This is a genomic window from Neisseria sp. KEM232 (assembly GCF_002237445.1).
Taxonomy (GTDB): domain Bacteria; phylum Pseudomonadota; class Gammaproteobacteria; order Burkholderiales; family Neisseriaceae; genus Neisseria.
Genome location: NZ_CP022527.1, coordinates 1,756,519 through 1,782,484 on the forward strand (window position 1 = coordinate 1,756,519; position 25,966 = coordinate 1,782,484).

General features: G+C 59.7%; 17 protein-coding genes and 2 pseudogenes. 5 read left to right on the plus strand and 14 right to left on the minus strand.

Translation table 11 applies throughout. From position 1 onward, the window contains the following. Positions 1-125 precede the first annotated feature (125 nt). The gene (locus CGZ77_RS08690; protein WP_009425307.1) at positions 126-2,660 is read left to right on the plus strand and encodes a TonB-dependent receptor; all 2,535 of its coding nucleotides are present in this window, start codon (positions 126-128) and stop codon (positions 2,658-2,660) included. Positions 2,661-3,083: 423 nt separating this feature from the next. On the opposite strand, the gene CGZ77_RS08695 is transcribed toward CGZ77_RS08690, so the two are convergent. The 6 genes and pseudogenes from CGZ77_RS08695 to CGZ77_RS08720 all read right to left on the minus strand — a co-directional run bounded on the left by CGZ77_RS08695 (position 3,084) and on the right by CGZ77_RS08720 (position 11,465). Then, the gene (locus CGZ77_RS08695) at positions 3,084-3,716 is read right to left on the minus strand and encodes a glutathione S-transferase family protein (RefSeq protein ID WP_009425309.1); all 633 of its coding nucleotides are present in this window, start codon (positions 3,714-3,716) and stop codon (positions 3,084-3,086) included. Between the two features lie 119 nt (positions 3,717-3,835). Further along, positions 3,836-4,540: a YafY family protein gene (locus CGZ77_RS08700; protein ID WP_009425310.1), complete on the minus strand. Its 705-nt coding sequence runs from the start codon at positions 4,538-4,540 to the stop codon at positions 3,836-3,838. A gap of 184 nt (positions 4,541-4,724) precedes the next feature. After that, positions 4,725-5,786 carry a signal peptidase I gene (gene lepB / locus CGZ77_RS08705; protein WP_009425312.1) on the minus strand — a complete coding sequence of 354 codons (1,062 nt, stop codon included), beginning with the start codon at positions 5,784-5,786 and terminating at the stop codon, positions 4,725-4,727. A 73-nt stretch (positions 5,787-5,859) separates the two neighbouring features. Then, a pseudogene (locus CGZ77_RS08710) lies at positions 5,860-6,423 on the minus strand (GTP pyrophosphokinase). A gap of 79 nt (positions 6,424-6,502) precedes the next feature. After that, positions 6,503-8,296 carry a translation elongation factor 4 gene (gene lepA, locus CGZ77_RS08715; RefSeq protein WP_009425314.1) on the minus strand — a complete coding sequence of 598 codons (1,794 nt, stop codon included), beginning with the start codon at positions 8,294-8,296 and terminating at the stop codon, positions 6,503-6,505. Positions 8,297-8,477: 181 nt separating this feature from the next. Further along, positions 8,478-11,465 carry an efflux RND transporter permease subunit gene (locus tag CGZ77_RS08720; RefSeq protein WP_304528799.1) on the minus strand — a complete coding sequence of 996 codons (2,988 nt, stop codon included), beginning with the start codon at positions 11,463-11,465 and terminating at the stop codon, positions 8,478-8,480. Between the two features lie 306 nt (positions 11,466-11,771). Between CGZ77_RS08720 and leuS the strand changes: the two genes are divergently transcribed. The 3 genes from leuS (at position 11,772) to CGZ77_RS08735 (ending at position 16,189) form a co-directional block, all read left to right on the plus strand. Beyond that, positions 11,772-14,399, plus strand: coding sequence for a leucine--tRNA ligase (leuS, locus tag CGZ77_RS08725; protein WP_094031117.1), 2,628 nt, complete (start codon positions 11,772-11,774; stop codon positions 14,397-14,399). 86 nt (positions 14,400-14,485) lie between these two features. Beyond that, positions 14,486-15,064, plus strand: coding sequence for an acyltransferase (locus tag CGZ77_RS08730; RefSeq protein WP_003770384.1), 579 nt, complete (start codon positions 14,486-14,488; stop codon positions 15,062-15,064). 39 nt (positions 15,065-15,103) lie between these two features. Further along, positions 15,104-16,189, plus strand: a complete 1,086-nt coding sequence (locus CGZ77_RS08735; RefSeq protein WP_036495541.1) for a DegT/DnrJ/EryC1/StrS aminotransferase family protein — start codon at positions 15,104-15,106, stop codon at positions 16,187-16,189. Positions 16,190-16,391: 202 nt separating this feature from the next. On the opposite strand, the gene CGZ77_RS08740 is transcribed toward CGZ77_RS08735, so the two are convergent. The 4 genes from CGZ77_RS08740 to CGZ77_RS08755 form a co-directional block, all read right to left on the minus strand. Next, positions 16,392-17,591 (minus strand): sugar transporter, encoded by a 1,200-nt coding sequence (locus CGZ77_RS08740; protein ID WP_009425318.1) that lies wholly within the window; start codon positions 17,589-17,591, stop codon positions 16,392-16,394. A 381-nt stretch (positions 17,592-17,972) separates the two neighbouring features. Next, the gene (locus CGZ77_RS08745; RefSeq protein ID WP_009425321.1) at positions 17,973-19,268 is read right to left on the minus strand and encodes an adenylosuccinate synthase; all 1,296 of its coding nucleotides are present in this window, start codon (positions 19,266-19,268) and stop codon (positions 17,973-17,975) included. Between the two features lie 141 nt (positions 19,269-19,409). Beyond that, complete coding sequence (locus tag CGZ77_RS08750) at positions 19,410-20,558, minus strand: ATP phosphoribosyltransferase regulatory subunit (RefSeq protein ID WP_009425323.1); 1,149 nt, start codon at positions 20,556-20,558, stop codon at positions 19,410-19,412. A gap of 309 nt (positions 20,559-20,867) precedes the next feature. After that, a complete protein-coding gene (locus CGZ77_RS08755) occupies positions 20,868-21,245 on the minus strand; it encodes a hypothetical protein (protein WP_157058103.1) in 378 nt (125 codons plus the stop codon). Positions 21,246-21,411: 166 nt separating this feature from the next. On the opposite strand from CGZ77_RS08755, the pseudogene CGZ77_RS08760 reads away from it, so the two are divergent. Continuing rightward, a pseudogene (locus CGZ77_RS08760) lies at positions 21,412-21,654 on the plus strand (IS1595 family transposase); the annotation flags it as partial. Between the two features lie 361 nt (positions 21,655-22,015). Here CGZ77_RS08760 and CGZ77_RS08765 read toward each other — a convergent pair. The 4 genes from CGZ77_RS08765 to CGZ77_RS08780 all read right to left on the minus strand — a co-directional run bounded on the left by CGZ77_RS08765 (position 22,016) and on the right by CGZ77_RS08780 (position 25,937). Continuing rightward, on the minus strand, positions 22,016-22,291 hold the full coding sequence (locus CGZ77_RS08765; RefSeq protein ID WP_009426831.1) for a hypothetical protein: 276 nt from the start codon (positions 22,289-22,291) through the stop codon (positions 22,016-22,018). A 77-nt stretch (positions 22,292-22,368) separates the two neighbouring features. After that, entirely contained in the window at positions 22,369-22,887 is a 519-nt protein-coding gene (locus CGZ77_RS08770; RefSeq protein ID WP_009426832.1) for a gluconokinase, read from the minus strand. 9 nt (positions 22,888-22,896) lie between these two features. Continuing rightward, entirely contained in the window at positions 22,897-24,282 is a 1,386-nt protein-coding gene (locus CGZ77_RS08775) for a GntP family permease (RefSeq protein ID WP_009426833.1), read from the minus strand. A gap of 245 nt (positions 24,283-24,527) precedes the next feature. Further along, a complete protein-coding gene (locus CGZ77_RS08780) occupies positions 24,528-25,937 on the minus strand; it encodes a hypothetical protein (protein WP_009426834.1) in 1,410 nt (469 codons plus the stop codon). Between the last annotated feature and the right edge of the window lie 29 nt (positions 25,938-25,966).

Sequence of the window (25,966 nt, forward strand, 5' to 3'; positions counted from 1 at the left end):
TCAGACGGCCTGTTGTCCCCGCCGCCGCACATGTTTGCCGCCGCTTAACCTTTGTATTGACCGCTTAACCAAAATTAACTTAAAATTGTTATGGTATAACAAGGTTAAGAAAGTGCAAACACGCCATGTTCCATCAAAAAATCATCGTCTTATCCCTTCTCTCACTTCACGCCCTCGCCCGCGCCGAAACGGCCGACGATACCGGCACGCTGGACGAAGTCCGCGTCAGCGGCAAACGCAAACCCGTGCAAACCCTGCCTTTAACCGGCGGCCGCAAGGCCAGCGACGTCGTTATCGACGGCGAAAAATTCCACGCGCGTTCGGCCACTTTGGGCAACGCTCTGGCAAGCGAGCGCGGTGTGCACAGCAATCCTTTCGGCGGCGGCGCGAGTGCGCCGGTGATACGCGGTCAGGAAGGCGTGCGGGTGAAAATGCTGCAAAACGGTTCGGACGTTATCGATATGTCGGCCATCTCGCCCGATCACGCGGTGGCCGCCGATACGCTGCTGGCCAAGCAGGTTGAGCTGGTGCGCGGCACGCCGACGCTGCTGTACGCTTCGGCTTCGCCCGCCGGCGTAGTGAACGTGGCCGACGGCCGCATTCCCGAAAAGCAGCCTGAAAACGGCATCGAGGGTGAAATGCTGGTGCGTGCCGACTCGGCAAGCAAAGAACGTGCGGCCACGGCGGGTGTTACGCTGGGCTTGGGCAGACATTTCGCACTGCGGCTGGAAGGTTTGAGCCGCAAATCCGATTTGTACAAAGTGCCGGGCGTGAAGCTGGAAGAAACGGTTTTCAGGCTGCCCGATTCCAACAACAAATCCCACGTCGGCACGGTCGGCCTGTCGTATGTGGGCAGCAAAGGCTATCTCGGCGCGGCTTACAGCTACCGCAAAGACGATTACGGCGTAGTCGGCCACAACCATATGTTCGACCCGTGCAGCGCGCACATTTTCGACCCCGAGAGCGAGAAAACGCTGAAAAACCGCTACTACCTGCTGATGTATCCGCACCTGATGGACGACAGCGACCTCAACGAAAGCCTGCATTTCCACTGCGGCACGCCCTACGACGAAAACAAGCCGCACAGCCACGACAACGTTTACGGCCACAAACACGACCACAGCAGCCCCGGGCCGCAAATCGCCCTGTTTTCCAAACGCCTCGACCTGCGCGGCGAATGGCGCCAACCCTTTGCCGGATTCGACAAATTCAAAATCAGCGCGGCGCGCGCCGAATACCACCACGACGAACTGAACGACGGCAAGTTCTACACCGACCCCTTCTACCCCGAAAGCGAACAGAAACGCCGCGCCAAAACCGCCGCCAAGCGCAAAGGCCGCCCCGACACCGTGTTCGACAACAAAGGCTTCAACGCCCGCCTCGAAGCCTACCACGCGCCCGTGGCAGGCCGTCTGAAAGGCGTGTTCGGCGCACAATACCAAACCCAAAAAAGCAGCGCCGTCCGCCTGATGGAAGACCGCGACGTCGAAAAAAACCGTTTCGCCCTTGTGCCCAACACCAACAGGCAATTCAGCCTGTTTGCCCTCGAGCAGCTCAAACTCGGCAACCTCACCCTCGAAGCAGGCGCGCGCTGGGAGCGGCAGACCGTTCCCGTCCACTACGACACCGACGCGCTCGAGCGGTTTATCAAACGCCGCGAAAGCAAAACCTTCCGCGCCGAACGCCCCGACTTGAGCGCGTACCGGCAAAAAGCCCTTTCCTATTCCGGCACCGTATTGTGGGATTTCCACCCCGGCTACCGCCTCTCGCTCACCGCCTCGCACAACGAACGCCTGCCCGCCCCGATGGAGCTGTACTACCACGGCAAACACCTGGCCACCAACTCCTTCGAGCACGGCAACAAAAACCTCAAAACCGAGCGTTCCAACAACTTTGAAATCGGCATCGCCCACCACGGCACGCGCCTGCACTACAAAATCAGCGCCTACCACAACCGCTTTGCCAACTACATCCACAACGAAAACCTGCACCGCAGCGGCAACCTCTTCATCCGCCGCTACAACCAGGCCGCCGCCCGCTTCAGCGGCCTCGAAGGCGAAATCGGCTTCCACATCACGCCCAAACACGAATTCACCCTGTTTGGCGACTACGTCAGAGGCCGTCTGAAAAAACTGCCCGCCATCACCGGCGAAAAAATCTACAGCCAACGCGAAGACTGCACCGACGAAGACGGCGACCCGACCTACTGCGTACTGGGCACCGACACCCTGCCGCGCCCCGACCGCCACGCCGCCCGCGTGCCGCCCGCAAGGCTGGGTTTCCGCCTCGAGAGCGCTTTTGACAAACATTGGACGGCCAACCTCGAATACACCCGCGTCTTCGCCCAACGCCGCACCTCGCAGGGCATGTTCAGCAAAACCTACCCCAAAGTCGATATGGACGACGAAGACATCAGCGACGAAGAAAAAGCGCACTCCGGCCGCCTGTATGCCGTACCCGTGCCCGAAGACTCCACGCGCGGCTACCACCTGGTCAACGCCGGCATCCGCTACAAAAACCGCATCGGCAAAGCCGACTACACCCTCTCGCTCGACGGCAACAACCTGCTGAACCAAAAAATCTACATCCACAACTCCTACCTGCCCTATGTGCCGCAGATGGGGCGCAACTTTGTGTTTGGTGTGAACGTGAAGTTTTGAGGCCGTCTGAACGCAAGCAATATCAAAGGCCGTCTGAAAACAGCTTGGCGCTTTCAGACGGCCTTTTCGATTTTGCCAAGACCGTGTTTTCAATTTGGCTTTAAGGCCGTTCCCGCCTTCGCGGGAATGACGTTTCCGAAATTTATCGGCACAACAGAATCCCCCCACCGGTACCCTTCGGGGCGCGCTGGGGTGGGGGTCTGGCACCGTTACAGCTTGCACGGCAGCATATGCAGTTCTGCGAACTACCTCCCCCTCCCAACCCTCCCCGCGCTTGGGCGCAGGGGAGGGAGTTTGGTGCACGGGGGATTTTCGGTTTCAGAAACGTCATTCCCTCCCCTGCGCTTGGGTGCAGATAAAGGAGAAAAAGGCCGTCTGAAACCCTAAAACGGGCTCTCAGACGGCCTTTGGGTATGACGCGCTTTACGGGTTGTTCATTTGCGCCAGTTTTTCCTGTACCCAAGCCATGGTTTCGCCGAAGGCGGCGCGCTCGGTGTGGCGGTTGATGTATTGCTCGAACACGTCGCAGGCGAGGCCGGGTACGGGCATGACGCGGGTGAATTGTGCCAGCAGCATGGCGTAATAAATGTCGAGTGCGGAAAAACGGTTGCCGACGATAAACTCGCGTGCGGCCAAATGTCGGCGCAGCGTGCCGAAGGCGGTGTCGAAGTCGCCGTAGCCGATGGTGTTGCGCCGCTCTTCGCTGCTTTGAATTTGGTTACGGCGGTCGAAGGCGGCGTATTCCAGTTGCAGGGCGAAGCAGAGCCAGCGGTAGTATTCGCCGCGCGCCAGCGTGCCTGCGGCGGGAATCAGGTTCTTTTCGGGAAACTGCTCGGCTAGAAAGGTAACGATGGCGGCGGTTTCGGTGATAACCGTATCGCCCGCTTTGAGCGCGGGCACTTTGCCCATCGGATTGACGGCGAGGTATTCGGCGGATTTCATCGCTTCGCCGAAGGGCAGCAATACGGTGTCAAAGGCTGCGCCGCATTCTTTGAGCATCCAAACTACGATGGTGCCGCGCGATTGGGGGTAGGTGTAGAGGGTGAGCTTGTTCATGGGGTTTCCTTTGTTGTGGGTAACGGGGCGAGTATAGGCGCGGCGGTTGACAGCTTTTGTCAGCAGCGTTTCAGACGGCCTTTTTGCAGCGGCAGGCCGTCTGAAAGCCCGTGGTTCCTTCAAATTTCAAACGCCGACAAATCCAGCCCTTCGCGTTTGAGCCATTGGCGCAGCAGCACCATGCGCTCGGCGGGGAACGCGCTGCCCGTAGCGGGGCGGGCGATGCGGTCGGTGCGGAAATGGCGGAAATCCTGCCGCATTTCGCACCATGCCGCCAGCACGCGGGCATCGTCGAAATAGCCCACGGCCAGCGGCCATACCGTGCGGCGGGTGGCGTTTTTCGCGGCATCGGTGTAATCGAACGAGAGCGCGAGGTTGCCGCGCATGGCGGCGCGAATCAGCGCGAGGGTTTCGCTTTCGACGGGGGAGGCCGTCTGAATGCGGCTGAGTGGGTAAAGCGACTGGCTGTCGATGCGTTCGCGCAGCTTGGGCGGCAGCGCGGCATGGATTTTCGCCAGCGAGGAGCGGGCGTGTTGCGCCATTTCGCCGTCGGCATTGGCCGCCGCCCAACGCATTCCGAACACGAGTGCCTCGATTTCCGCTTCGTCAAACATCAAAGGCGGCAGGCCGAAATCGCCGCGCAACACAAAGCCCAAACCCGCTTCGCCGCGTATGTCCGCACCCTGTGTGCACAAATCGGCAATATCGCGGTACACCGTGCGCGCGCTCACGTTCAGACGGCCTGCCAGCGTTTCGGCGGTAACGGGATGGCGGCGGCGGCGCAGCAGATCGAGCAGGGCAAGGAGGCGTTGGCTTTTGTTCATATTTGGTTTTCCGGTCGGAGGGCGGGCGGTTCAAATAGAGAAAGGCCGTCTGAAACGCGCTGCGCGGCGGCGGGTTTCAGACGGCCTTAGGGTCTGTTGACGATCAGCCTTGCGGCGGTGTTTGGGCAAAAATACCCGCAAGCCGAATGTCAACAGACCCTGCCGTTGATGAAAACAAAGCGGCTTAGCGGATGCCGCTGCCGATGCGTCCCAATTCGCCCAAATTCATCCAGATAAAGAAGGCCTTGCCGACGATGAGTTTGTCGTCCACAAAACCCCAGTAGCGGGAATCGGCGCTGTGGTCGCGGTTGTCGCCCATCATAAAGTAGCTGCCCTGCGGCACGGTGCAGGTGAAGCCGCTGCCGTCTTCTTCGTAACGGCAGTTTTGGTGCTGAATGTCGGTTTGCGCTTTTTTCCCCTGCGAATCGGCGGTGAAGACGTAGTTGCCGAGAGATTCGGTGCTGACGGAAGGCACGCCGTCGGCTTTGAGCACGTCGAAGTTCCGTCCGGAAAAATCGGCAGCAAAGCGGCGGGCTTCGACGGTTTGCTGCGGATTGTCGTCGTGCGGGTAGGCGTAGGCGCCCGCTTCGGTGTCGGTTTCGACGATGCTGCCGTTGACTTTGAGCACTTTGTCTTTGTATTCGACGGTATCGCCCGGCAGGCCGACGGCGCGTTTGATGTAGTTGACGGAGGGTTCGAGCGGATAGTTGAACACCACCACGTCGCCGCGCTCCACTTTGCCCGTGTCAATCAGAACGTTGTTGACAATCGGCGTGCGGATGCCGTAGGCGAATTTGTTGACGAGGATAAAGTCGCCTTTTACCAGCCCCGGGCGCATGGAGCTGGACGGGATTTGGAAAGGCTCGGCCACGAAGGTGCGCAGCACGAAAACGGCGAGGATGATGGGGAAAAAGCCCGCCATATAGTCGCGGAAGTGGTTTTCGTCGTCGAGCGAGCCGGTGAGGATTTTCTGGCCTTTTTCGTCGGTCTGCACCTGCCGCGTCGGCTTGAACGAGAGCTTGCGCCACAGCCACACGGCGCCGGTAAAGGCGACAAAAATCAGCAAAACGGCGGTGAAGCTGAGTTTGACCGCCAGCACGCCGAACACGCCGACCATCATTAAGAGGTAGCCCCATTGCAGGCCGTCGCCCCACTCGCCTTTTTCGTTGCGCTCTTTGCTGCTGAGGGAAAACAGGCCGATGCCCGCGATCAGGGCGGCAACGGCGAGATAGACAAATTGGTTCATGATGTTTTTTCCTTGTTGTTTGTGATTGTTTTCAGACGGCCTTTTCAAGCGTTGAGGCCGTCTGAAAGGTATTTCAGACAGGGACGAACTGCCGTTTGTAAGCAATGTGGTTGCGGATGTTTTCGGCGGCGTCTTTTTCGTCCCAGATTTGCAGTTCCCACGGGTAGCAATCATCGGGTTCAAAATAAATGTGTACGCCGATGCAGCCGTTTTCGTCGCGCAGATACCGGTTTTTCAGGCTGTATTTTCCAGTCGTCCAGCCGCTGCATGATTTCGGCGACGCTCTCCGACGGCAGAATCACGCGCGCGCCGAAGATGTCGTTCAGGATATTGTTGACGGGATATTGGTTTTCACGCTCGGTGTAGCGGCGGATTTTGTCGGCGATGCTTTCGGCGGTTTTGACGCGGTAGAAAAAGTCTATGCCGCGCGTGTCGGCGAATGCCAAGTAGTCGTTAATCGCTTCGTGCAGGTTGAGACGGTAGGACAAAATATGTTCGGCCGGCACATGGGCAAGCGTGCGGCTGAGATTGAGCTTGGCGACTTTGCCGGTTTCAAAATAATCCTGCGAATATTGGGCGTGGATGCGGTTGATTTCGCGGATTGGCGTTCGGTTTTTTGCAGGTTGGTTTCTTGCATGGTTTTGCCTTTCAGGCCGTCTGAAAACGGCTTTTACAGCTTTCAGACGGCCTTTTATCAACCTAGGCCGTCTGAAACCCTACTTATCCCCCACCTGCAAAATCGCCAAAAACGCGCTCTGCGGAATCTCCACATTCCCCACCTGTTTCATGCGTTTTTTACCTGCCTTTTGTTTTTCCAACAGTTTTTTCTTACGGGTAATGTCGCCGCCGTAGCATTTGGCGAGTACGTTTTTGCGCAGGGCTTTGACGTTTTCGCGGGCGATAATCTGCCCGCCGATGGCAGCCTGAACGGCGATGTCAAACATTTGGCGCGGGATGAGTTCGCGCATTTTGCTGGCGAGTTCGCGCCCGCGCTGCACGGCGGTTTGGCGGTGGACAATCAGGCTGAGTGCGTCCACTTTGTCGCCGTTTACCATAATGTCCAGCTTCACCAAATCGGCAGGCTGAAATTCTTTGAACTCGTAGTCCAGCGAGGCATAGCCGCGCGAGGTGGATTTGAGTTTGTCAAAAAAGTCCATCACCACTTCGTTCATCGGCAGGTCATAAGTGAGCATCACCTGCCGCCCGAGGTACTGCATATTGCGCTGCACGCCGCGTTTTTGGTTGCACAGGGTCATCACGTTGCCCACATAGTCCTGCGGCACGAGGATGGTGGCGGTGATAATCGGCTCCATAATGGTTTCGATGGTGCCGATGTCGGGCAGTTTGGACGGGTTTTCCACGTCTATTTTTTCGCCGTTTTTGAGCAAGACTTCATACACCACGGTGGGCGCGGTGGTAATCAAATCCATGTCAAACTCGCGCTCCAAGCGCTCTTGCACGATTTCCAGATGCAGCAGCCCCAAAAAGCCGCAGCGGAAACCAAAGCCCAAAGCCTGCGACACTTCGGGTTCAAATTTCAGCGAGGCATCATTGAGTTGCAGTTTTTCCAGCGCATCGCGCAGGGCTTCGTAGTCGTGGCTTTCCACGGGATAGAGACCGGCAAACACTTGGCTTTGCACTTCTTTAAAGCCTGCCAGCGGCTCGGCGGCGGGGTTGTTGGCAAGGGTAACGGTGTCGCCCACTTTCGCCTGCCCCAGCTCTTTCACGCCGGTAATCAGAAAGCCCACTTCGCCCGCTTTGAGTTCTTGTTTTTGCACGGATTTTGGTGTAAACACGCCGAGCTGTTCCACTTGGCTTTCGGCTTTGGTGGACATGAAGCGCACTTTGTCTTTGAGCTTGATGGTGCCGTTTTTCACCCGAATCAGCATCACCACGCCAACGTAGTTGTCAAACCACGAATCAATAATCACAGCCTGCAAAGGCGCGTTTTCATCGCCTTCGGGCGCGGGGATTTTGGCGACGATTTCTTCCAGTACGTCTTCCACGCCGATACCGCTTTTGGCGGAACACTGCACCGCGCCCACGGCATCGATGCCGATGATGTCTTCGATTTCCTGCGACACGCGGTCGGGGTCGGCGGCGGGCAGGTCGATTTTGTTCAATACGGGCACGACTTCCACGCCCAAATCAATCGCCGTGTAGCAGTTGGCCACGGTTTGCGCTTCCACGCCCTGCGACGCGTCCACTACGAGCAACGCGCCTTCGCAGGCGGAAAGGCTGCGCGAGACTTCGTAGGAGAAGTCCACGTGTCCGGGGGTGTCGATGAGATTTAGGAGGTAGGTTTCGCCGTTTTTGGCTTTGTAGTTAAGCGCGGCGGTTTGCGCTTTGATGGTGATGCCGCGTTCTTTTTCAATATCCATGCTGTCCAGCACCTGGGTGCTCATTTCGCGCTGTTCCAAGCCGCCGCAGTATTGGATAAAGCGGTCGGCAAGGGTGGATTTTCCGTGGTCGATGTGGGCGATGATGGAGAAATTTCGGATGTTTTTCATGGCAGCGTTTTATTTAAGTTTGGAGGCCGTCTGAAAGCCTTTCAGACGGCCTGAATCTTCAAAAATGCAAACAGCCGCGCATTCTAGCGGAAAACGGCCTGTTCTGCGCACTCAAAGCAGAGTGAGGCCGTCTGAAAGGTTTTCAGACGGCCTCTGCCCCGTCGATGCCTGCGGCGTGGATTCAGACGGCCTTGTCCGTTTTCGCGGGACGTTTGATCCAAACGAAAAACAGCGGCACGAACAGCAGCCCGAGCACGGTGGAGGCGGCGGTGCCGCCGAGCACCGCCGTGCCGATGGCGATGCGTCCGCCCGCCCCCGCGCCCGTACCCAGCGCCAACGGCAGCACGCCGAGGCCGAAGGCGAGCGAGGTCATGACGATGGGACGCAGGCGCAGGCGGGCGGCTGCGACGGCAGCCTGCATGGGCGTTTCCCCCTGCCGCACGAGCTGCATGGCGAATTCCACAATCAGGATGGCATTTTTGGCGGCAAGGCCGACGGTGGTGAGCAGGCCGACTTGGAAGAAAACGTCGTTGTCCAGCCCGCGCAGGGCGGTGGCGGAAAGTGCGCCAAGCACGCCCAAGCCTGCGGCAAGGATAACGGCAAACGGGATGCGCCAGCTTTCGTACAGAGCGGCCAGACACAGGAAAACGAACAGGACAGACAGAGCATACAGCGCGGGTGCCTGCGAGCCGGCCTGTTGTTCCTGCAAAGACGCGCCCGTCCATTCGTAGCCGAAGCCTGCGGGCAGTTTGGCCATCAGGTTTTGCACTTCCTTCATCGCGCTGCCCGAGCTTTGTCCGGGCTGCACGCCGGCCTGCATGTCCATGGCGAGGCTGCCGTTGAAGCGTATCAGCTGCGGCGGCGCGGTTTCCCAACGCACGCTGCTGAATGCCGACAGCGGAATCATCTCGCCCGCACCGTTGCGTACCTGCCAGAGGCCGATGTCCTGCGGCTGCATACGGTAAGGCGCGTCGGCCTGAACGTATACGCGTTTGACGCGGCCTTTGTCGACGAAATCGTTGACATAGCTGCCGCCCAGCGCCTGGTTGAGCAACTGGTTGACGGCGGCGGGGGCGATCTGCATGGAGGCGGCCAGGTCGTTGTCGATATCGACGACAAGCTGCGGGCGCGGGTCTTGGTTTTTGGCGCGCACTTTGCGCAGATAGGGGCTGTCAGCGGCCGCTTCGATAAATTGGTCTTTGGCGGCGACGAGTTTGTCGTAGCCCGCGCCGTTCATGTCCTTGATAACGAAGCTGATGCCGTTGCCCGAACCCAGTCCGCGCACGACGGGCGGCTGGCTGACGACGATGCGCGCACCCGAGCGGCCGCCCGTTTCTTTGCCGTAGCGCGTTTCCAGCGCGGCGGCGCTCTGGTCGGGGCGGCGGCGCTCGTCCCACGGCTTGAGTTTGAGGAACATGGCGGCATTGCCCTGGCTGCCGCCGTTGCCGGTGATGGCGAGAAAACTGTCGATTTCGGGCTGCTTGGCAAAGTATTGCGTCAGGTCGGCCACGGTTTTCTGCACCGATTTGTCGGTTGCGCCCACCGGCAGCGTGATGTCTACGGTGAGAAAACCCTGGTCTTCGTCGGGCAGGAAGGCCGTGGGCAGGTGTGCAAACAAAAAGGTGCAGGCAGCCAACACGGCCAAAAAGGCGGCAAACATGATTCTGCCGTGTGCAAACAGGCGGTTTACCGTCCGCCCGTAGCGCTCCGAGAGGCTGTCGAAGCCTTTGTTGAAGGCGCGGAACAGGCCGCCGGCGGGTTTGTCGTGCGGACGGGCTTTGAGAAATTGGGCGCACATCGCAGGCGAGAGCGTCAGCGCCACCAACACCGAAAAGCCCATCGCCGCAATCAGCGTTACCGAAAACTGGCGGTAAATCACACCGGTCGATCCGGGAAAGAACGCCATCGGCACAAACACGGCCGACAGCACCATGCCCACGCCCACCAGCGCCGAAGAAATCTCGTCCATCGATTTTTCTGTGGCCGCTTTCGCATCCAAACTCTCTTCGTGCATCAGCCGCTCGACGTTTTCCACCACCACGATGGCATCGTCCACCAGCAGGCCGATGGCCAGCACCAGCGCAAACATCGTCAGCATGTTCACCGAATAGCCCAAAAGCGAGAGTACGCCCAGCGTACCCGCCAACACCACAGGCACGGCCTCGCCCAGCGTGTGCAGCACTTCCTGTAACGAGGCTTTGACAAACGGAATGCTGTCTTGCGCGGTATCCGCTTTCAAACCGTAGGGAAACAGCGGCTCCATCTCGCGGATTTTCGCCTCCACGGCCGTGGCGACGTCGAGCGCGTTTGCGCCGTCGGCCATCACAATGCCCAGCGCACCCGCCACTTTGCCGTTGAGCATCGAATTGACGTCGTAGCCGTCGGCGCCCAATTCCACCCGCGCCACGTCTTTGAGGCGCACCACCATGCCGTCCGTGCCGCTGCGCAGAATGATGTTTTCAAACTGGGCGGCGTCGGTAAAGCGCCCGCGCGCCTGCACCGGCACGTTCAAATCCTGCCCGGGAACGGAAGGAAGCTGGCCGAGCTGGCCGGCCGACACCTGCGTGTTCTGCGTCTGGATGGCCGACACCACGTCGGAAGGCATCATCGCCAAAGCGGCCAGCTTGTGCGGATCGAGCCAGATACGCATCGCGTGCTGGTTGCCGTAGAGCGAGATTTCGCCCACACCGTCCACCCGCGAGAGCACATCCATCACATTGCTCGCCAGATAATCGGTCACTTCCACGCGCGAAACGTGCTGATCCGTGGCAAACGTCCATGTGACCAGATTGTCCTGCCCGCCCTTGGTGACCGACACGCCGCGGTTCTGCACGTCCTGCGGCAGGCGCGACAGCACACCCTGCAAGGCGTTCTGCACCTGCACCTGCGCCACGTCGGTGTCCGTGCCCGGCAGGAAAGTGAGCGTCGTGCGCGATTTGCCCGACGAATCGGCGGTGGAACTCATATAAATCAGCCCGTCCAAACCCTTCATCTGCTGCTCGACTATCTGCGTCACCGAGTCGTTCACCGTTGCCGCCGACGCGCCGCTGTATCTGGCGCTCACCGAAATCTGCGGCGGCGCGATGTGCGGATACTGCTCCAAAGGCAGCGTGCGTGCCGCCAGCACGCCTGCCAGCACGACAAAAATCGCCAAAACCCACGCAAACACGGGGCGGTTGATAAAAAAAACGGGCCATAGGAAAACCAATCGTAACGGTGGAAAAACGCGCCGGCGCGAAAACGCGGGCGAAAAAAGGCCGCCAGCATAAAGCAGGCGGCAGCGGCGAACCTTAAGCCAAACTTAAGCAGGTGTAAAAACCTTCGTCAAAGGCCGTCTGAAAACCGCCCTGCCCTCTTTCAGACGGCCTTTTCACACCCCCGCAACGCATCTTTCAGACGGCCTCATCCTATAAACAAAGGCCGTCTGAAAACGGTATAATCCGCGCCTTAAATTTTTTACCGAAAGACATCCGCCATGCAAGAGCACTACCACCCCTCCGCCGTCGAACCCGCCGCCCGCCGAAAATGGAGCGATGCGGGTATTTTTCATGCTGTCGAAGACGCGTCGAAACCGAAATATTATTGTTTGTCGATGTTTCCCTATCCCAGCGGCAAGCTGCATATGGGGCATGTACGCAATTACACCATCGGCGACGTGTTGAGCCGTTTCAAGCTGTTAAACGGTTTTAATGTGATGCAGCCGATGGGCTGGGACGCTTTCGGGATGCCGGCTGAAAATGCGGCGATGAAAAACGGCGTTGCGCCTGCGGCGTGGACTTACGACAACATCGCTTATATGAAAAAGCAGCTGCAAAGCCTCGGTTTTGCCATCGACTGGCCGCGCGAGGTGGCGACCTGCAAGCCGGATTACTACCGCTGGGAGCAGTGGCTGTTTACGCGTTTGTTTGAAAAGGGCATCGTGTACCGCAAGCTCGGCACGGTGAACTGGGATCCGGTCGATCAAACGGTATTGGCCAACGAGCAGGTGATCGACGGGCGCGGCTGGCGCAGCGGCGCGTTGGTGGAAAAACGCGAAATCCCGATGTATTACTTCCGCATCACGGATTACGCCGAGGAGCTTTTGGCTGATTTGGACAAGCTCGAACACTGGCCGGAGCAGGTGAAAACCATGCAGCGCAACTGGATCGGCAAATCGCGCGGCATGAATGTGCGCTTTGCGGTTTCAGACGACAGCAAAGCCGGTTTGAGCGGCGATTACGCCGAGTTTTTGCAGGTTTACACCACCCGCCCCGACACGCTGATGGGCGCGACTTATGTGGCCGTGGCCGCCGAGCATCCGCTGGCTGCCGCCGCTGCCGAGGGCAATGCCGAATTGCAAAACTTCATCGCCGAATGCAAAGCCGGCAGCGTGGCCGAAGCGGATATGGCAACGATGGAGAAAAAAGGCCTGCCCACCGGCCGCTTTGTGATTAATCCGCTCAACGGCGACAAACTCGAAGTGTGGATTGCCAACTATGTATTGTGGGGCTACGGCGACGGCGCGGTGATGGCGGTTCCGGCGCACGACGAACGCGATTTCGAGTTCGCCACCAAATACAATCTGCCGAAAAAACAAGTCATTGCCGTCGGCGACAACGCATTCGACGCAAACCAATGGCAAGAATGGTACGGCGACAAAGAAAACGGCGTCTTGGTCAACAGCGGCGACTTGGACGGTATGAATTTTCAGACGGCCTTCGATGCCATCGCCGCCAAGCTGCAAAGCCAAGACGCGGGTGAACCGAAAACCCAATACCGCCTGCGCGACTGGGGCATTTCGCGCCAACGCTACTGGGGCTGCCCGATTCCCATCGTCCATTGCGAACAATGCGGCGACGTGCCCGTGCCTGCCGAGCAGCTGCCCGTGGTATTGCCGGAAAACGTCGTGCCCGACGGCATGGGTTCGCCGCTGGCCAAAATGCCCGAATTTTACGAAACCGCCTGCCCCAAATGCGGCGGCGCGGCCAAACGCGAAACCGACACCATGGATACCTTCATGGAATCGAGCTGGTATTTCTTCCGCTACATGTCGCCCAAGTTCGCAGAAGGCATGGTATCGACTGAAGCCGCGAAATATTGGGGCGCTGTCGACCAATACATCGGCGGTATCGAACACGCGATTCTGCACCTCTTATACGCGCGTTTCTTCACCAAACTGATGCGCGACGAAGGCCTGGTGAAAGTGGACGAGCCGTTTGAACGCCTGCTCACGCAGGGCATGGTCGTCTGCGAAACCTACTACCGCGAAAATGCCAACGGCAGCAAAGACTGGATCAACCCCGCCGATGTCGAACTGACTTTCGACGACAAAGGCCGCCCCGTTTCCGCCGTCCTCAAAGCCGACGGCCTGCCCGTCGTCATCAGCGGCACGGAAAAAATGTCCAAGTCCAAAAACAACGGCGTCGATCCGCAAGAGCTGATTAATGCCTACGGCGCAGACACCGCCCGCCTGTTTATGATGTTTGCCGCGCCGCCCGAACAGTCGCTCGAATGGAGCGACAGCGGCGTAGAAGGCGCGCACCGCTTCCTGCGCCGTCTGTGGCGCACTGTGTACGAACACGTTTCCCACGGCACCGTGCCCGCCTTTTCAGACGGCCACGACAGCCTGAATAAAGAGTTGAAAGAACTGCGCCACAAGCTGCACGCCACCATTGCCAAAGTTTCCGACGACTACGGCCGCCGCCAGCAGTTCAACACCGCCGTCGCCGCCGTGATGGAACTGCTCAACCAATACGACAAAACCGACACCGGCAGCGAACAAGGCCGCGCCGTCGCCCAAGAAGTATTGGAAACCGCCGTACGCCTGTTGTGGCCCATCGTGCCGCACATCTGCGAAACCCTGTGGAGCGAATTGAATAGCGCGAAACTGTGGGAAGCAGGCTGGCCGACAGTCGACGAAGCCGCCTTGGTCAAATCCGAAATCGAAGTCATGGTTCAAGTCAACGGCAAACTGCGCGGCAAAATCACCGTCGCCGCCGACGCCTCCAAAGCCGACCTCGAAGCCGCCGCACTCGCCACCGAAGGCGCGGTGAAATTCATGGAAGGCAAACCCGCCAAGAAAATCATCGTCGTGCCGGGCAGACTGGTGAACATCGTGGTGTAAAGCCCGTCGGCACAATAAAGGCCGTCTGAAAAGCGGATTTGGGTTTTTCAGACGGCCTCAATCAATCAAAACGAAGGAACCGGAAAATGGACTACACCGTCCACCCCACCGCCATTATCGACGAAGGAGCGCAAATCGGCGCGGGCAGCCGCGTTTGGCATTTCGCCCACATCTGCGGCGGCGCGAAAATCGGCAAAAACTGCTCGTTCGGCCAAAACGTGTTCGTCGGCAACAATGTAACCATCGGCGACGACTGCAAAATCCAAAACAACGTTTCCGTGTATGACAACGTTCACTTGGAAAACGGCGTGTTTTGCGGCCCCAGCATGGTGTTCACCAATGTCTACAACCCCCGCTCGCTGATTGAGCGCAAAAGCGAATACCGCGACACTTTGGTCAAAACCGGCGCGACGCTGGGCGCGAACTGCACCATCGTCTGCGGTATCACCATAGGCAGGTTTGCCTTTATCGGTGCAGGCGCGGTGGTCAATAAAGACGTGCCCGACTACGCCCTGATGGTCGGCGTGCCCGCCCGCCAAATCGGCTGGATGAGCGAATACGGCGAACAGCTCGAACAACTGCCGCTCACAGGCAGCGGCAAAGCCGTTTGCCCGCACAGCGGCGAAACGTATATCCTTTCAGACGGCCTCCTCAGCAAAGCCTGAGGCCGTCTGAAAAATGCCCTACCCACCATGAGAAACACCATGCAATTCATCGACCTCGCCGCCCAGCAGGCGCGCATCAAACCCCAAATCGACGCAAACATACAAAAAGTCCTCTCGCACGGCCAATATATTTTGGGGCCCGAAGTGGCCGAACTGGAAGACAAACTCAAAGCCTACTGCGGCGCGAAACACTGCATCGGCGTCGCCAACGGCACCGACGCGCTGCAAATCGCCCTGATGGCTTTAGGCGTAGGCGCGGGCGACGAAGTGATTACCCCCGGGTTTACCTACATCGCCACCGCCGAAACCATCGCCCTGCTCGGCGCAAAACCGGTTTACGTCGATATCGTCGAACAAACCTACAACCTCGACCCCGCCAAGCTCGAAGCCGCGATTACCCCGCGCACCAAAGCCATCGTGCCCGTATCGCTCTACGGCCAGTGTGCCGATTTCGATGCGGTTAACACCATCGCCGCCCGCCACAACCTGCCCGTCATCGAAGACGCGGCGCAGAGTTTCGGCGCATCTTACAAAGGCCGCAAATCAGGCAGCCTGACCACTGTTTCCTGCACCAGCTTCTTCCCCAGCAAACCTTTGGGCTGCTACGGCGACGGCGGCGCGGTTTTTACTGACGACGACAATCTGGCCGCCGTCATCCGCCAAATCGCGCGCCACGGCCAAGACCGCCGCTACCACCATATCCGCGTCGGCGTAAACAGCCGTCTGGACACGCTGCAAGCTGCCATCCTGTTGCCCAAACTGGCGATTCTGGAGGAAGAAATCGGCCTGCGCGGGCAGGTTGCCGCCGTTTACGCGCAGGAACTGGATAAAGCCGGCATCGCCGCACCGTTTATCGAAAGCCACAATATCAGCGCGTATGCCCAATACACCGTGCGCGTGAAAAACCGCGATGCCGTTCAGACGGCCTTGAAAGCGGCAGGCATCCCGACCGCCGTGCACTACCCGATTCCGCTCAACAAGCAGCCCGCCGTCGTATCCGATGCCGTGCTGCCTGTGGGCGATTTGGTGGCCGAAGAAGTATTGAGCCTGCCGATGCACCCGTATATGACGGAGGAACAGGTGCGGCAGGTAGTCGGCGCGCTGCATCAGGCTGTGAAACGGTAAACCCCGCAGGCATTAAGCGGCACGATTGAGGCCGTCTGAAACACCGTTTTACGGGCTTTCAGACGGTCTCAAACCGTTTTTGTGCAGGACGTGCACACAACGGCGAACGCGTTTTTTTGGGTTTTGTCGGAAACCGTGCGGGGGCGCGAAAGGCCGTCTGAAAGCCCCCAATCCGTTTTCCAGCTCCGTTGAAACCGCACTTTCAGACGGCCTCCGCGTCCGTTTTCCCCTGCGGCGCGTCGGCGAAGTCGGGCTGTTTCACCAACACCAGCGCCAGAAGCAGGGCGAGGGCGGCGAGGCTGCCGCCTGCGTAGCCGATGTTGTTCAGGCCGAACCATTGGGCGGCGTAGCGGCCGAACAGGGCGCCGCCGCCTATGCCGACGTTGAACAGCGAGGAGTAGATGGAGCTGGCGACGTCGGTGGCGTCGGCGGCAAAGTGCAGCACGCGCGAAATCATGGCGAGGCTCAGGGCGGTAATCACGATGCCCCAGAAGAAGCACAGCGCCATCAGCAGCCAGGCGGGGGCAGACAGGGGCAGCAGCAGGAACATGGCGGCGGCCGTGGCGGCGGTGCCTGCGGCGAAGAAAACGCGGGCATTGCGGCTGAAATACCGTCCGAAAAGATACGATCCGGCAAAGCCCGCTGCGCCGTATACCAGGAGCAGCAGGGTGGCCTGCTGCGGGGCGAAACGCGCGCTTTGCAGGGCGAAGGGTTCGATGTAGCTGTATGCGGTGAAATGGGCGGTGATCATCAGGATGGTGAAGGCGTAGAGCAGCATCAGGCTTTTGCGTTTGGCCAGCACGGGCAGGCTGTCGAGCGAGCCGGTGTTGGCGCTGGGCAGCCTGGGCAGGCTTTTCGCCAGCACGAGGGCGACGGGCACGGCGGCCAGGCCGATAAGCAGGAAGCTGAGCCGCCAGCCGTAGGCGTTGCCCGCCAGCCGCCCCAGCGGGATGCCGAGCACCATCGCCAGCACGGTGCCGGTGCTCAAAATGCCGAGCGCCTGGTTGCCCTTGCCCTGCGGTGCGACGCGCACGGCCAGCGCGGCGGTAATCGACCAGAACAGGGCGTGGGTCAGGGCGACGGCGACGCGCGAGGCGAGCAGCACGGCGAAACTCTGTGCAAAATACGACAGCACGTGGGCGGCGGAGAACACGGCAAACAGCACGAGCAGCAGGCCGCGCCGTTCGGTGTTGCGGGTAGCGAGCATCAGCGGCAGCGACATCAGGGCGACGACCCAGGCGTAGACGGTAATCATGATGCCGGTGTCGGCGGGTTTCATGGCAAAACCGGCACCGATGTCGCTGAGCAGGGCGACGGGGATGAATTCGGTGGTGTTGAAGATAAAGGCGGCGCAGGCAAGGGCGAAGACGCTGAGCCAGCGGGCGGATTCGCTGTTGGGCATGGGGGCTTTCGGGGTTGGGTGTATGGTGTGATTTCAGACGGCCTAAAACAACAAACGGCGTCATTCCCGCGCAGGCGGGAATCTTTCAGGAATTTCGGCAACGGATTGTTTTGTCGGAAATCGGCGGATCTCAAACAAGATTCCCGCCTGCGCGGGAATGACGTTGTTGGCAGACCGTCCGAACGTTTGGCAAATATGGCGGCGCGGCGTGTTCATACCACGCGAAAGGCCGTCTGAAAGCCTGTTTTCGCGCTTTCAGACGGCCTCTTGCCTTTATAGTGAAACAACATGGAAAGATACAAGGCAGCAAGCCGCAGACAGTACAAGTAGTACGACAAGGCGCAGCAACGCCGTAGATTTCCGTGTTGACTCACTATACATTCAGGCAAACGGGTGTTGCAGCAGAATAGTCTGCTCGCGGTCGGGGCCGGTGGAGATGATGGCGACGGGTGCGCCGCACACCTCTTCGATGCGTTTGAGATAGCGGCGGGCGTTTTCCGGCAGCGCGTCGTATTCGGTCACGCCGAAGGTAGATTCCGTCCAGCCGGGCAGGGTTTCGTACACGGGCACGCATTTGGCGACGGCGTCCGCGCCGAAGGGCAGGATGTCGGTGCGATTGCCTTCAAATTCGTAGCCGACGCAGATTTTGATTTCTTCGATGCCGTCCATCACGTCGAGCTTGGTGATGCACATGCCGGTGATGCCGTTGATTTGGATGGAGCGTTTGAGGGCGGCGGCGTCGAACCAGCCGCAGCGGCGCGGACGGCCGGTGACCGAGCCGAACTCGTGGCCGCGCTCGGCCAAACCCTCACCCACTTCGTCGAAGAGCTCGGTCGGGAACGGACCCGAGCCGACGCGGGTGGTGTAGGCTTTGACGATGCCCAGCACGTAGTCGAGCATATGCGGCGGCACACCCGCGCCGGGGGCGGCGGCGCCGGCAGAGCAGTTGGACGAGGTGACGAAGGGATAAGTGCCGTAGTCGATATCGAGCAGCGTGCCCTGCGCGCCTTCAAACAGCAGGTGTTCGCCGCGCGCGTTTTTTTCGTAGAGCGTGCGGGCGACGTCGTGAATCATCGGCAGGATGCGGTCTTTGAAGCCTTCGATTTTCGCCATGATGTCTTCGTAGGAGACGGGCGCGGCGCCGTGCAGGTGTTGCAGCTGGATGTTGTAGAGTTCGACGTTGGCGCGGACTTTTTCCGCCAGTTTGCCGCAGTCGAAAAGGTCGACGGCGCGTACGGCGCGGCGGGCAACTTTGTCTTCGTAGGCCGGGCCGATGCCGCGGCCGGTGGTGCCGATTTTCTGGTCGCCCTTCGAGGCTTCGCGCGCTTGGTCGAGGGCGATGTGGTAGGGCAGGATAAGGGTGGCGGTGGGGGCGATTTTCAGACGGCCTTCGACGTTTTTCACGCCGGCGGCGGTGAGCTCGTCGATTTCGCCCAACAGGGCTTCGGGTGAAACGACGACGCCCGAGCCGATAAAGCAGTCGAGTTTTTCGTGCAGGATGCCGCTGGGTATCAGGCGGAGGATGGTTTTTTTGCCGCCGACGACGAGGGTGTGCCCGGCGTTGTGGCCGCCCTGGAAGCGGACGACGCCGCTGCTCTGCTCGGCCAGCCAGTCTACGATTTTGCCTTTGCCTTCGTCGCCCCACTGCGAGCCGACGACTACTACGTTTTGTGCCATATTGTGTTTGCCTTAAATGAGGGGAAAACGGGAGGCCGTCTGAAAAAGGCGGCCGCTGGAAATGTGCTGCTTGCTTGGCTTTTCAGACGGCCTGATGCTGCGTGCTTGGAGGCCGTCTGAAAACGCCGTATCGGGTCTGCCCTATTCCGTGACCGTCCACACGCCGTTTTGTTTTTGCAGGCGGCGCGTGCTGCCGCTGCTGCTGTTGGAGGGCAGACCGTAGTCGATAACGACGGTTTCACCCGCCGCGCGCAACTGTGCGACAGCTTCGGCGGCTTCGGCCGCGTCGGCCAGGGCGACGGAAATAGCGGGACGGCGCTCGTTTTGCGGCAGGCGTCCGAGGAATTTGCGCAAATCGAAGCTGAAACCGGTGGCGGGGCGGGCGCGGCCGAAGTGGACGCCCAAGCCGTCGTAACGGCCGCCGCGAGCTACCGCATCATGGCCGCCGCTGCCGTAGGCGGCGTAGAGCAGGCCGCTGTGGTAGTTGTCGACGCGCAGCTCGGCCAAATCGATGTGGACGCGCTGCTGCGGGAAGGCGGCGCACACGGCTTCGAGTTCGTCGAGGGCGCGGCTGACGGCGGAGAGTTCGGGCAGTTTCTGCCGCGCGGCGGCGAGGATTTCGCGGCCGCCGTAGAGCGCGGGCAAGAGGGCGAGGGCTTTCTGCCACATGCCGTCGAGCCGCCATTCTTTCAGACGGCCTGCGACGGCGGCGCCGTCTTTGTCCTGCATCAGCTCGAGCAGGGTTTCCGACTGCTGCGCGTCCAGCCCTGCGGCGGCGGAGAGGGCGCGGAAAACGCCGATGTGGCCGAGCGAGAGCAAAACGTCGCCGAAATCGGCGGTATTCAGGCTGTCGAGCATCAGGCCGATGATTTCGATGTCGGCTTCGATGCCGCCGTAGCCGTAAAGCTCCGCGCCCACCTGCAAAGGTTCGCGGGTGTTTAAAAAGCCTTCGGGGCGGGCGTGCAGCACCGAGCCTGCGTAGCACAGACGGTTGATGCCTTGGTTGGACGAGAGGAGGTGGGCGTCGATGCGGGCGACCTGCGGCGTGATGTCGGCGCGGATGCCGAGCTGGCGGCCGCTGATTTGGTCGGTGACGCGGACGGTTTTGAGAGAAAGGCCGGAGTCGATATGGGTGAGCAGCGAGCGGCTGTATTCCATCAGCGGCGGATGCACGAGTTCGTAGCCGTGCGAGCGGAACAGGGCGAGGATTTTTTCTTTCGCGCTTTCAAGCTGCCGCGCCCCGGTGGGCAGGATGTCGGCGACGTATTCGGGTAGCTGCCAAGACTGCATAGTAGTGGACGACGCATAAAAAAAGCGGCCGTAAGACCTGCGTCTGCGTTGTTTTTAAAGCCGCACTTTAACATAAAAAAACAGCTTGTGCAGTTTGCTTTTCCATCGTTAAGCGGGGCAGACAGGGGCGGGACTGAGGCCGTCTGAAAGGCGGGAAACGGGCTTTTTAAACGGCCTCAAACCGCCCTGCCCCGCTACCGTTTCGGCGGCGGCGCGGAATGGGCAAACCGGGCCGCCCGCAGCATGCGGGCATCGCGAAAACGGTTGAGGTCGTCTGAAAACGCGGCTTCAACGAAGTTAAAACCCTTTTCAGACGGCCTGTTTTCTTTGGCTGACGGTCTGCTTAATACATTGAGATACTAGACTGCGCCCGGCCTCACGTTCTGCCTCGCGTTTTTTCATTTCATTACGGAAACTGCGCCGAGCGTCCGCTTCCCATTTTTTGCTGCCGAAATATTCTTCGGACTGTTTTTTCTTGGCCTGCTTGCCGGGCTTTTTGTTCTGCGCCGCATTGTCGCGGACGCTTGTTTTGCGCGGGGGCGACTGCACAAACGCTTTGGTTTGCTGCGCCCTTTCGTTCAAATACCGGGAACGCTCCGCCCCGTTTTCCACCACTCCCGATTCACGGAAGGACGCCCCTTCCGTTTGGCTGATACCCCTGCCGAATTCATAAACTTCTTCCGCCACAACAACTGCCGGCGCAGCCAGCAAAGCCGAAACAAGAGAAACCCGTAAGATTTTGTATTTTTTATTTTTTTATCCATAATCAATGTTGCAATGAAATTAAAAAAACTTCCGAATAGACATAAACAAAGGGGCTGTACTAGATAAGCAGTCATGTTAGACTGCAAAAATGAAGATAACCCGTTGTAAACTAAAAAAGAGTATTCAAAAGAAACTGCTTCAGTTTTTTGTACTCGAAGTTACTGCCCGTTCGGCAGCTGATTTATTGGGCATCCACCCCAATTCGGCAGTGCTGTTTTACCGCAAGATTCGCGAAGTCATCAGCCATCATCTTTCATTGGAAGCCGATACGGTTTTTGGCGGCTCAATTGAGTTGGACGAGAGTTATTTTGGCGGACACCGCAAAGGCCGGCCACCGTTTTTCAGACGGCCACCGTTTTTCAGACGGCCACCGTTTTTCAGACGGCCACCGTTTTTCAGACGGCCACCGTTTTTCAGACGGCCACCGTTTTTCAGACGGCCACCGTTTTGCTTTCAGGCCGTTTGCCCCTTTGCCGCCGCTCCCTGATTCCCTCCCCCGCCCGCGCGGGGGAGGGCTAGGGTGGGGACTTGCGCCGCTGCGGCAACTTTTGCGGGAACTGCGGCAGTAAAAGCATTTCTGCGAAATGCCACCCCCTCCCCAACCCTCCCCCGCGTGAGCGCAGGGGAGGGGGCGAAGCGGCACATGGCGGCGGGTTTCGGGCTGTTTTTACAGTTTCAGCCGCCGCCGTTTTTCAGACGGCCTTTCCGTCTGCGTCAGCTTCGGACAGGTCTTGAACAAACAGCAGGATGTTTTCTTTGCTGACGCGGGGCAGGACGACGAGGTTGCCGATGCGGATATAGGGGTTGCCGCTTTCGGCTTCGATGTCCTGTCGCAGGCGCGCCGGATCGTAAAAGGTGAAACGGGTTTCGCGGCCGTTGATGATGAGTGGAAAATCGGACAAAACGCCTTTGGCTTCGGCTTCGAGCTGTGCCAGTTCGTCGAACCGGTCGGGAAAGGGGGTGTTCACGGGCGGACTCCTGATAAAAGGCCGTCTGAAAGCCGTTTGTGCCACGGTTTTTCAGACGGCCTTTTTTGTGTGCGGCGTCAGACGAGGTTTTCGCGGCCGAGCCAGTCGGCGATGGCGGCTGCGGCTTCGGCGGGGGTGCCGCCGTTGACGATTTTGACGCCGTATTCGTCTGCCGAGAGCTCTTCGAGTATTTCCAGTTGCGAATCGAGCATGCCCGCTTTCATGTAGTGGCCTTTGCGCGCGGTCATGCGGCGCAGGTTGACATCGTGCGGCGGGGCGAGGTGGATGAAGGCGACGCGGCCTTCGGCGCCGCGCAGGATGTCGCGGTAGATGTGTTTGAGGGCGGAGCAGGTGACGACGGAGTAGGCCGCGTCCGCCTGCGCCTGTGCGTCCATCCAGCCGCGCAGGCTTTCGAGCCAGGGGGCGCGGTCGGCGTCGGTCAGCGGGATGCCTGCGCCCATTTTGTCGCGGTTGGCCTGGGTGTGGAAGTCGTCGCCTTCGGCGTAGGGGCAGCCTCGGAGCTGTTTTTGCAGGGCTTGGGCGGCGGTGGTTTTGCCGCTGCCGCACACGCCCATGATGACAAAGTGTACCGTCATGTCTGCTCCTTAAAACACGGCGAAGGCGGCTGCGGACAGGGCGAAGCCGATGGCGGCGATCAGGGTTTGGTTGACCGTCCAGGTTTTCAGGGTGGTGGGCACGTCCATGTCGAGCAGTTTGCCGACCAGCCAGAAGCCCGAGTCGTTGAAGTGGCTGCATCCGACCGATCCTGCGGCAGTGGCGAGGACGACGCAGGCAAGCTGCCAGTCGTTAAAGCCTGCGGCGGCCACGGCGGGCGCCATCAGGGCGGCGGCGGTGGTGAGGGCGACGGTGGCCGAGCCTTGGGCGATACGCAGGGCAAGGGCGACGAGGAAGCAGCCGAGCAAAACGGGGATGCCGAGGTCGGCCATGCTGTCGGCCAGCGCTTTGCCGATGCCCGAGGCGCGCAATACGCCGCCGAACATGCCGCCCGCGCCGGTGATGAGGATGACGGAGCAGACGGGGCCGAGTGCGCCGTCTATGGTTTTTTCCAGAGCCGAAGCCTGTTCGCCGCGTTTGCGGCCGAGCACGATCATGGCGGCCAGCACGGAAATCAGCAGGGCGACGGGGGTCGAACCGATCATTTGCAGCATCTGTACCCAGGTTTCGCCCGCATCAACCGCTTTTTTGCTGATGAGGGTGGCCAAGCCGGTGTTGAGGAAAATCAGCACCATGGGAATCAGCAGGATGCCGATAACGGTGGACGCGGGGGCGGGGGTTTTGGGTTGGTCGTTGTCCTGCGCGCCGCCGCTGAGGAAGTCTGGCACGGGCACATGGATGGTGCGGCCGAGTACTTTGCCCAGCAGATAGCCGCTGAAATACCAGGAAATGACGGCGACGGGCAGGCCGACCATCAGCACCTGTCCGATGTTCGCGCCGTAAAACTCGGCGGCGGCAATCGGGCCGGGGTGCGGCGGCAGGAAGACGTGCATCACGGAGAACGCGCCGATGGAGGCCATGGCGTAGGGCAGCACTTCGGCTTTCATGCGCCGCGCGGTGGCGAAAACGATGGGCAGCATTACCATCAGCCCGGCGTCGAAGAAAATGGGGAAACCGAAAATCAGCGAGGCGACGCCCAGCGCGAAGGGCGCGCGTTTTTCGCCGAAGGCGCGCACCAGCGCGTCGGCCAGCGACTGCGCGCCGCCCGAGGTTTCCACCAGCCGCCCGAGCATCGCGCCCAGGCCGACCAGCAGGGCGACGCCGCCGAGCGTGCCGCCGAAGTTTTTCACCAGCACGTCGTTGACGATGTGGTTGACCGGCAAACCGGTGGCCAGCGCGGTGAGCAGGCTGACGATAATCAGGGTCAGCAGGGCGTGGATGCGGAATTTGACGATGAGCAGCAAAATCAGCAATACCGCGCCCGCGGCAATGCCCAGGAGCGTGCCTGCTCCCAGTGTTTGCGACCAGTTTTCCATTGTGAAGCTACCTTTTTTAAGTGATTGGATAGGATGTTGGAGAAAGGGTTTGAAAATAATATTGCCGGAATTTTCGCAACGATAACACAAAGCGGCGCAAATTGAAGCAAAAGCGGCACGATGTTTACACATCGGACGGGTTGGCTACGGCCGCCGCATCAGTGGTGCCGCGTTTGGAAGGCCATCTGAAAGTGCGGTTTCGGCTGTGTCGAATCTGCGCTTTCAGACGGCCTTTACAGCCCGGTTCAGCGTTTGGCGCAGCCGGCGGATTGTTTGTGTTTTTTCGTGTAAGTGGCGCACGGGGAGGCGGGATAGGCATTTCCTGCCCGGGTGTCGGCGCTGTTGCCGTGGCGGCTCTTACGCCGTTCGGCGAGTGCGTCGGCATATTCTTTCATGCTGACGGTTTGCGCGGGATCGGGGCGGAAGGTGAATTTCGGTTTGCCGAAGTTGTACATTCTGAGCGTCATGTCGATATTGAAGGCGTTTTCTTTGCCGTTGATCTGCGTGTAGCGGCGCTGGCCGACAAAGCGGCCTTTGCTGTCGAGATAGATGTCGACCTGCCAGATCATGTCTTCGACCGGCGCCATCCGGCCGTATTTGTCTTTGAGACGGCGGTAGCGTTCGACTTCGGAGCGCACGGATTCGCTGTCGGTATCGGCGTCTTCCGGCAGCATCCAGCCTTCGGCAAAGATGCGGTTCAGCTGCGCAGCCTGTTCGTGCACGGCTTTGTAGCCTTCGGCGGAAATGCCCGTTTCGGGGGCTTCTTTTTCCAAACGGGTAAGTTCGGCGGAGAAGTGTTTGTAGAGGTTGGCGGTGTAGGCGTTGACAAAGGCTTTGTCTTCGCGGTAGCCGATGCGGTAGGCAGCGCCGATGCTGCGGCCGTAGGCGTCGAGCGGCAGGGCGGTGTAAGTGCCTTCGGGCATATCGGCGTAGCTGCGGTAGGCGGCGGCAAACAGGGCTTTGGCCGCTGATTTAACGGGCAGTTTCGCCCATTCGTTTGTATCGTCGATGTCTTGCAGCGTGAAGCGCATCGGCAGGGTTTGCAGGCGCTTGGCGGTTTTTTCGCCAACCGTCAGCGACATGGCGGTGGCAACCGATTCGGGCAGCTCGACAATGGCCGACATGTCTTTTGTGTCCAGCAGCACGGGCATGCGGATGTTCAGGCTTTCGTTGCGGCCTTTGACGGCGATTTCGGGCACGATTTCGATTTTCCCCGCCGCCATGTCCACCGCGCCTTCGGCTTTCAGACGGCTTTTGTCGAAATAGGAATGGGCGGCGGGCGAGGCGGCCAGCGGGTCGGTGATTTGGGAGATGGCGCGGTAGGCCAGGCTGCCCGGTTGGAGGTTGGCCGCTTCGGCCATGACGACCCAAACGTGCTCGTCTTCGGGCACTTTGCCGTCGGCAAGCAGTTTTTCCAGTGTTTCCCGCTTTTTGGCCGTGTCTTCGGTGATTTTTTGCGCCGTTTTGGGGGCAAGTCCGTCTTTTTGGCCGGTGAGCGACACGCGCGCTTCGGCGGAAAAATTGTAGCTGTAGTCTTTCGACAGGCTGCGCTCCATGGAATACGCCACCATTTCCTGCGGCGTTTTGCCGCCGGTGCTGCTGCATCCGCTCAGGCCGAGGGCGGCCAGCGCGGCGGCGAGAAACAGGGGTTTCATCGGTTTTCCTTTAAACAATCAAACAAAAT

What these genes read in the sequence shown, in the direction of transcription:
- CGZ77_RS08690 (WP_009425307.1), top strand. Translation starts at nt 126, where the DNA reads ATGTTCCATCAAAAAATCATCGTCTTATCCCTTCTCTCACTTCACGCC.
- CGZ77_RS08695 (WP_009425309.1), bottom strand. Translation starts at nt 3,716, where the DNA reads ATGAACAAGCTCACCCTCTACACCTACCCCCAATCGCGCGGCACCATC.
- CGZ77_RS08700 (WP_009425310.1), bottom strand. Translation starts at nt 4,540, where the DNA reads ATGAACAAAAGCCAACGCCTCCTTGCCCTGCTCGATCTGCTGCGCCGC.
- lepB (WP_009425312.1), bottom strand. Translation starts at nt 5,786, where the DNA reads ATGAACCAATTTGTCTATCTCGCCGTTGCCGCCCTGATCGCGGGCATC.
- lepA (WP_009425314.1), bottom strand. Translation starts at nt 8,296, where the DNA reads ATGAAAAACATCCGAAATTTCTCCATCATCGCCCACATCGACCACGGA.
- leuS (WP_094031117.1), top strand. Translation starts at nt 11,772, where the DNA reads ATGCAAGAGCACTACCACCCCTCCGCCGTCGAACCCGCCGCCCGCCGA.
- CGZ77_RS08730 (WP_003770384.1), top strand. Translation starts at nt 14,486, where the DNA reads ATGGACTACACCGTCCACCCCACCGCCATTATCGACGAAGGAGCGCAA.
- CGZ77_RS08735 (WP_036495541.1), top strand. Translation starts at nt 15,104, where the DNA reads ATGCAATTCATCGACCTCGCCGCCCAGCAGGCGCGCATCAAACCCCAA.
- CGZ77_RS08740 (WP_009425318.1), bottom strand. Translation starts at nt 17,591, where the DNA reads ATGCCCAACAGCGAATCCGCCCGCTGGCTCAGCGTCTTCGCCCTTGCC.
- CGZ77_RS08745 (WP_009425321.1), bottom strand. Translation starts at nt 19,268, where the DNA reads ATGGCACAAAACGTAGTAGTCGTCGGCTCGCAGTGGGGCGACGAAGGC.
- CGZ77_RS08750 (WP_009425323.1), bottom strand. Translation starts at nt 20,558, where the DNA reads ATGCAGTCTTGGCAGCTACCCGAATACGTCGCCGACATCCTGCCCACC.
- CGZ77_RS08770 (WP_009426832.1), bottom strand. Translation starts at nt 22,887, where the DNA reads ATGACGGTACACTTTGTCATCATGGGCGTGTGCGGCAGCGGCAAAACC.
- CGZ77_RS08775 (WP_009426833.1), bottom strand. Translation starts at nt 24,282, where the DNA reads ATGGAAAACTGGTCGCAAACACTGGGAGCAGGCACGCTCCTGGGCATT.
- CGZ77_RS08780 (WP_009426834.1), bottom strand. Translation starts at nt 25,937, where the DNA reads ATGAAACCCCTGTTTCTCGCCGCCGCGCTGGCCGCCCTCGGCCTGAGC.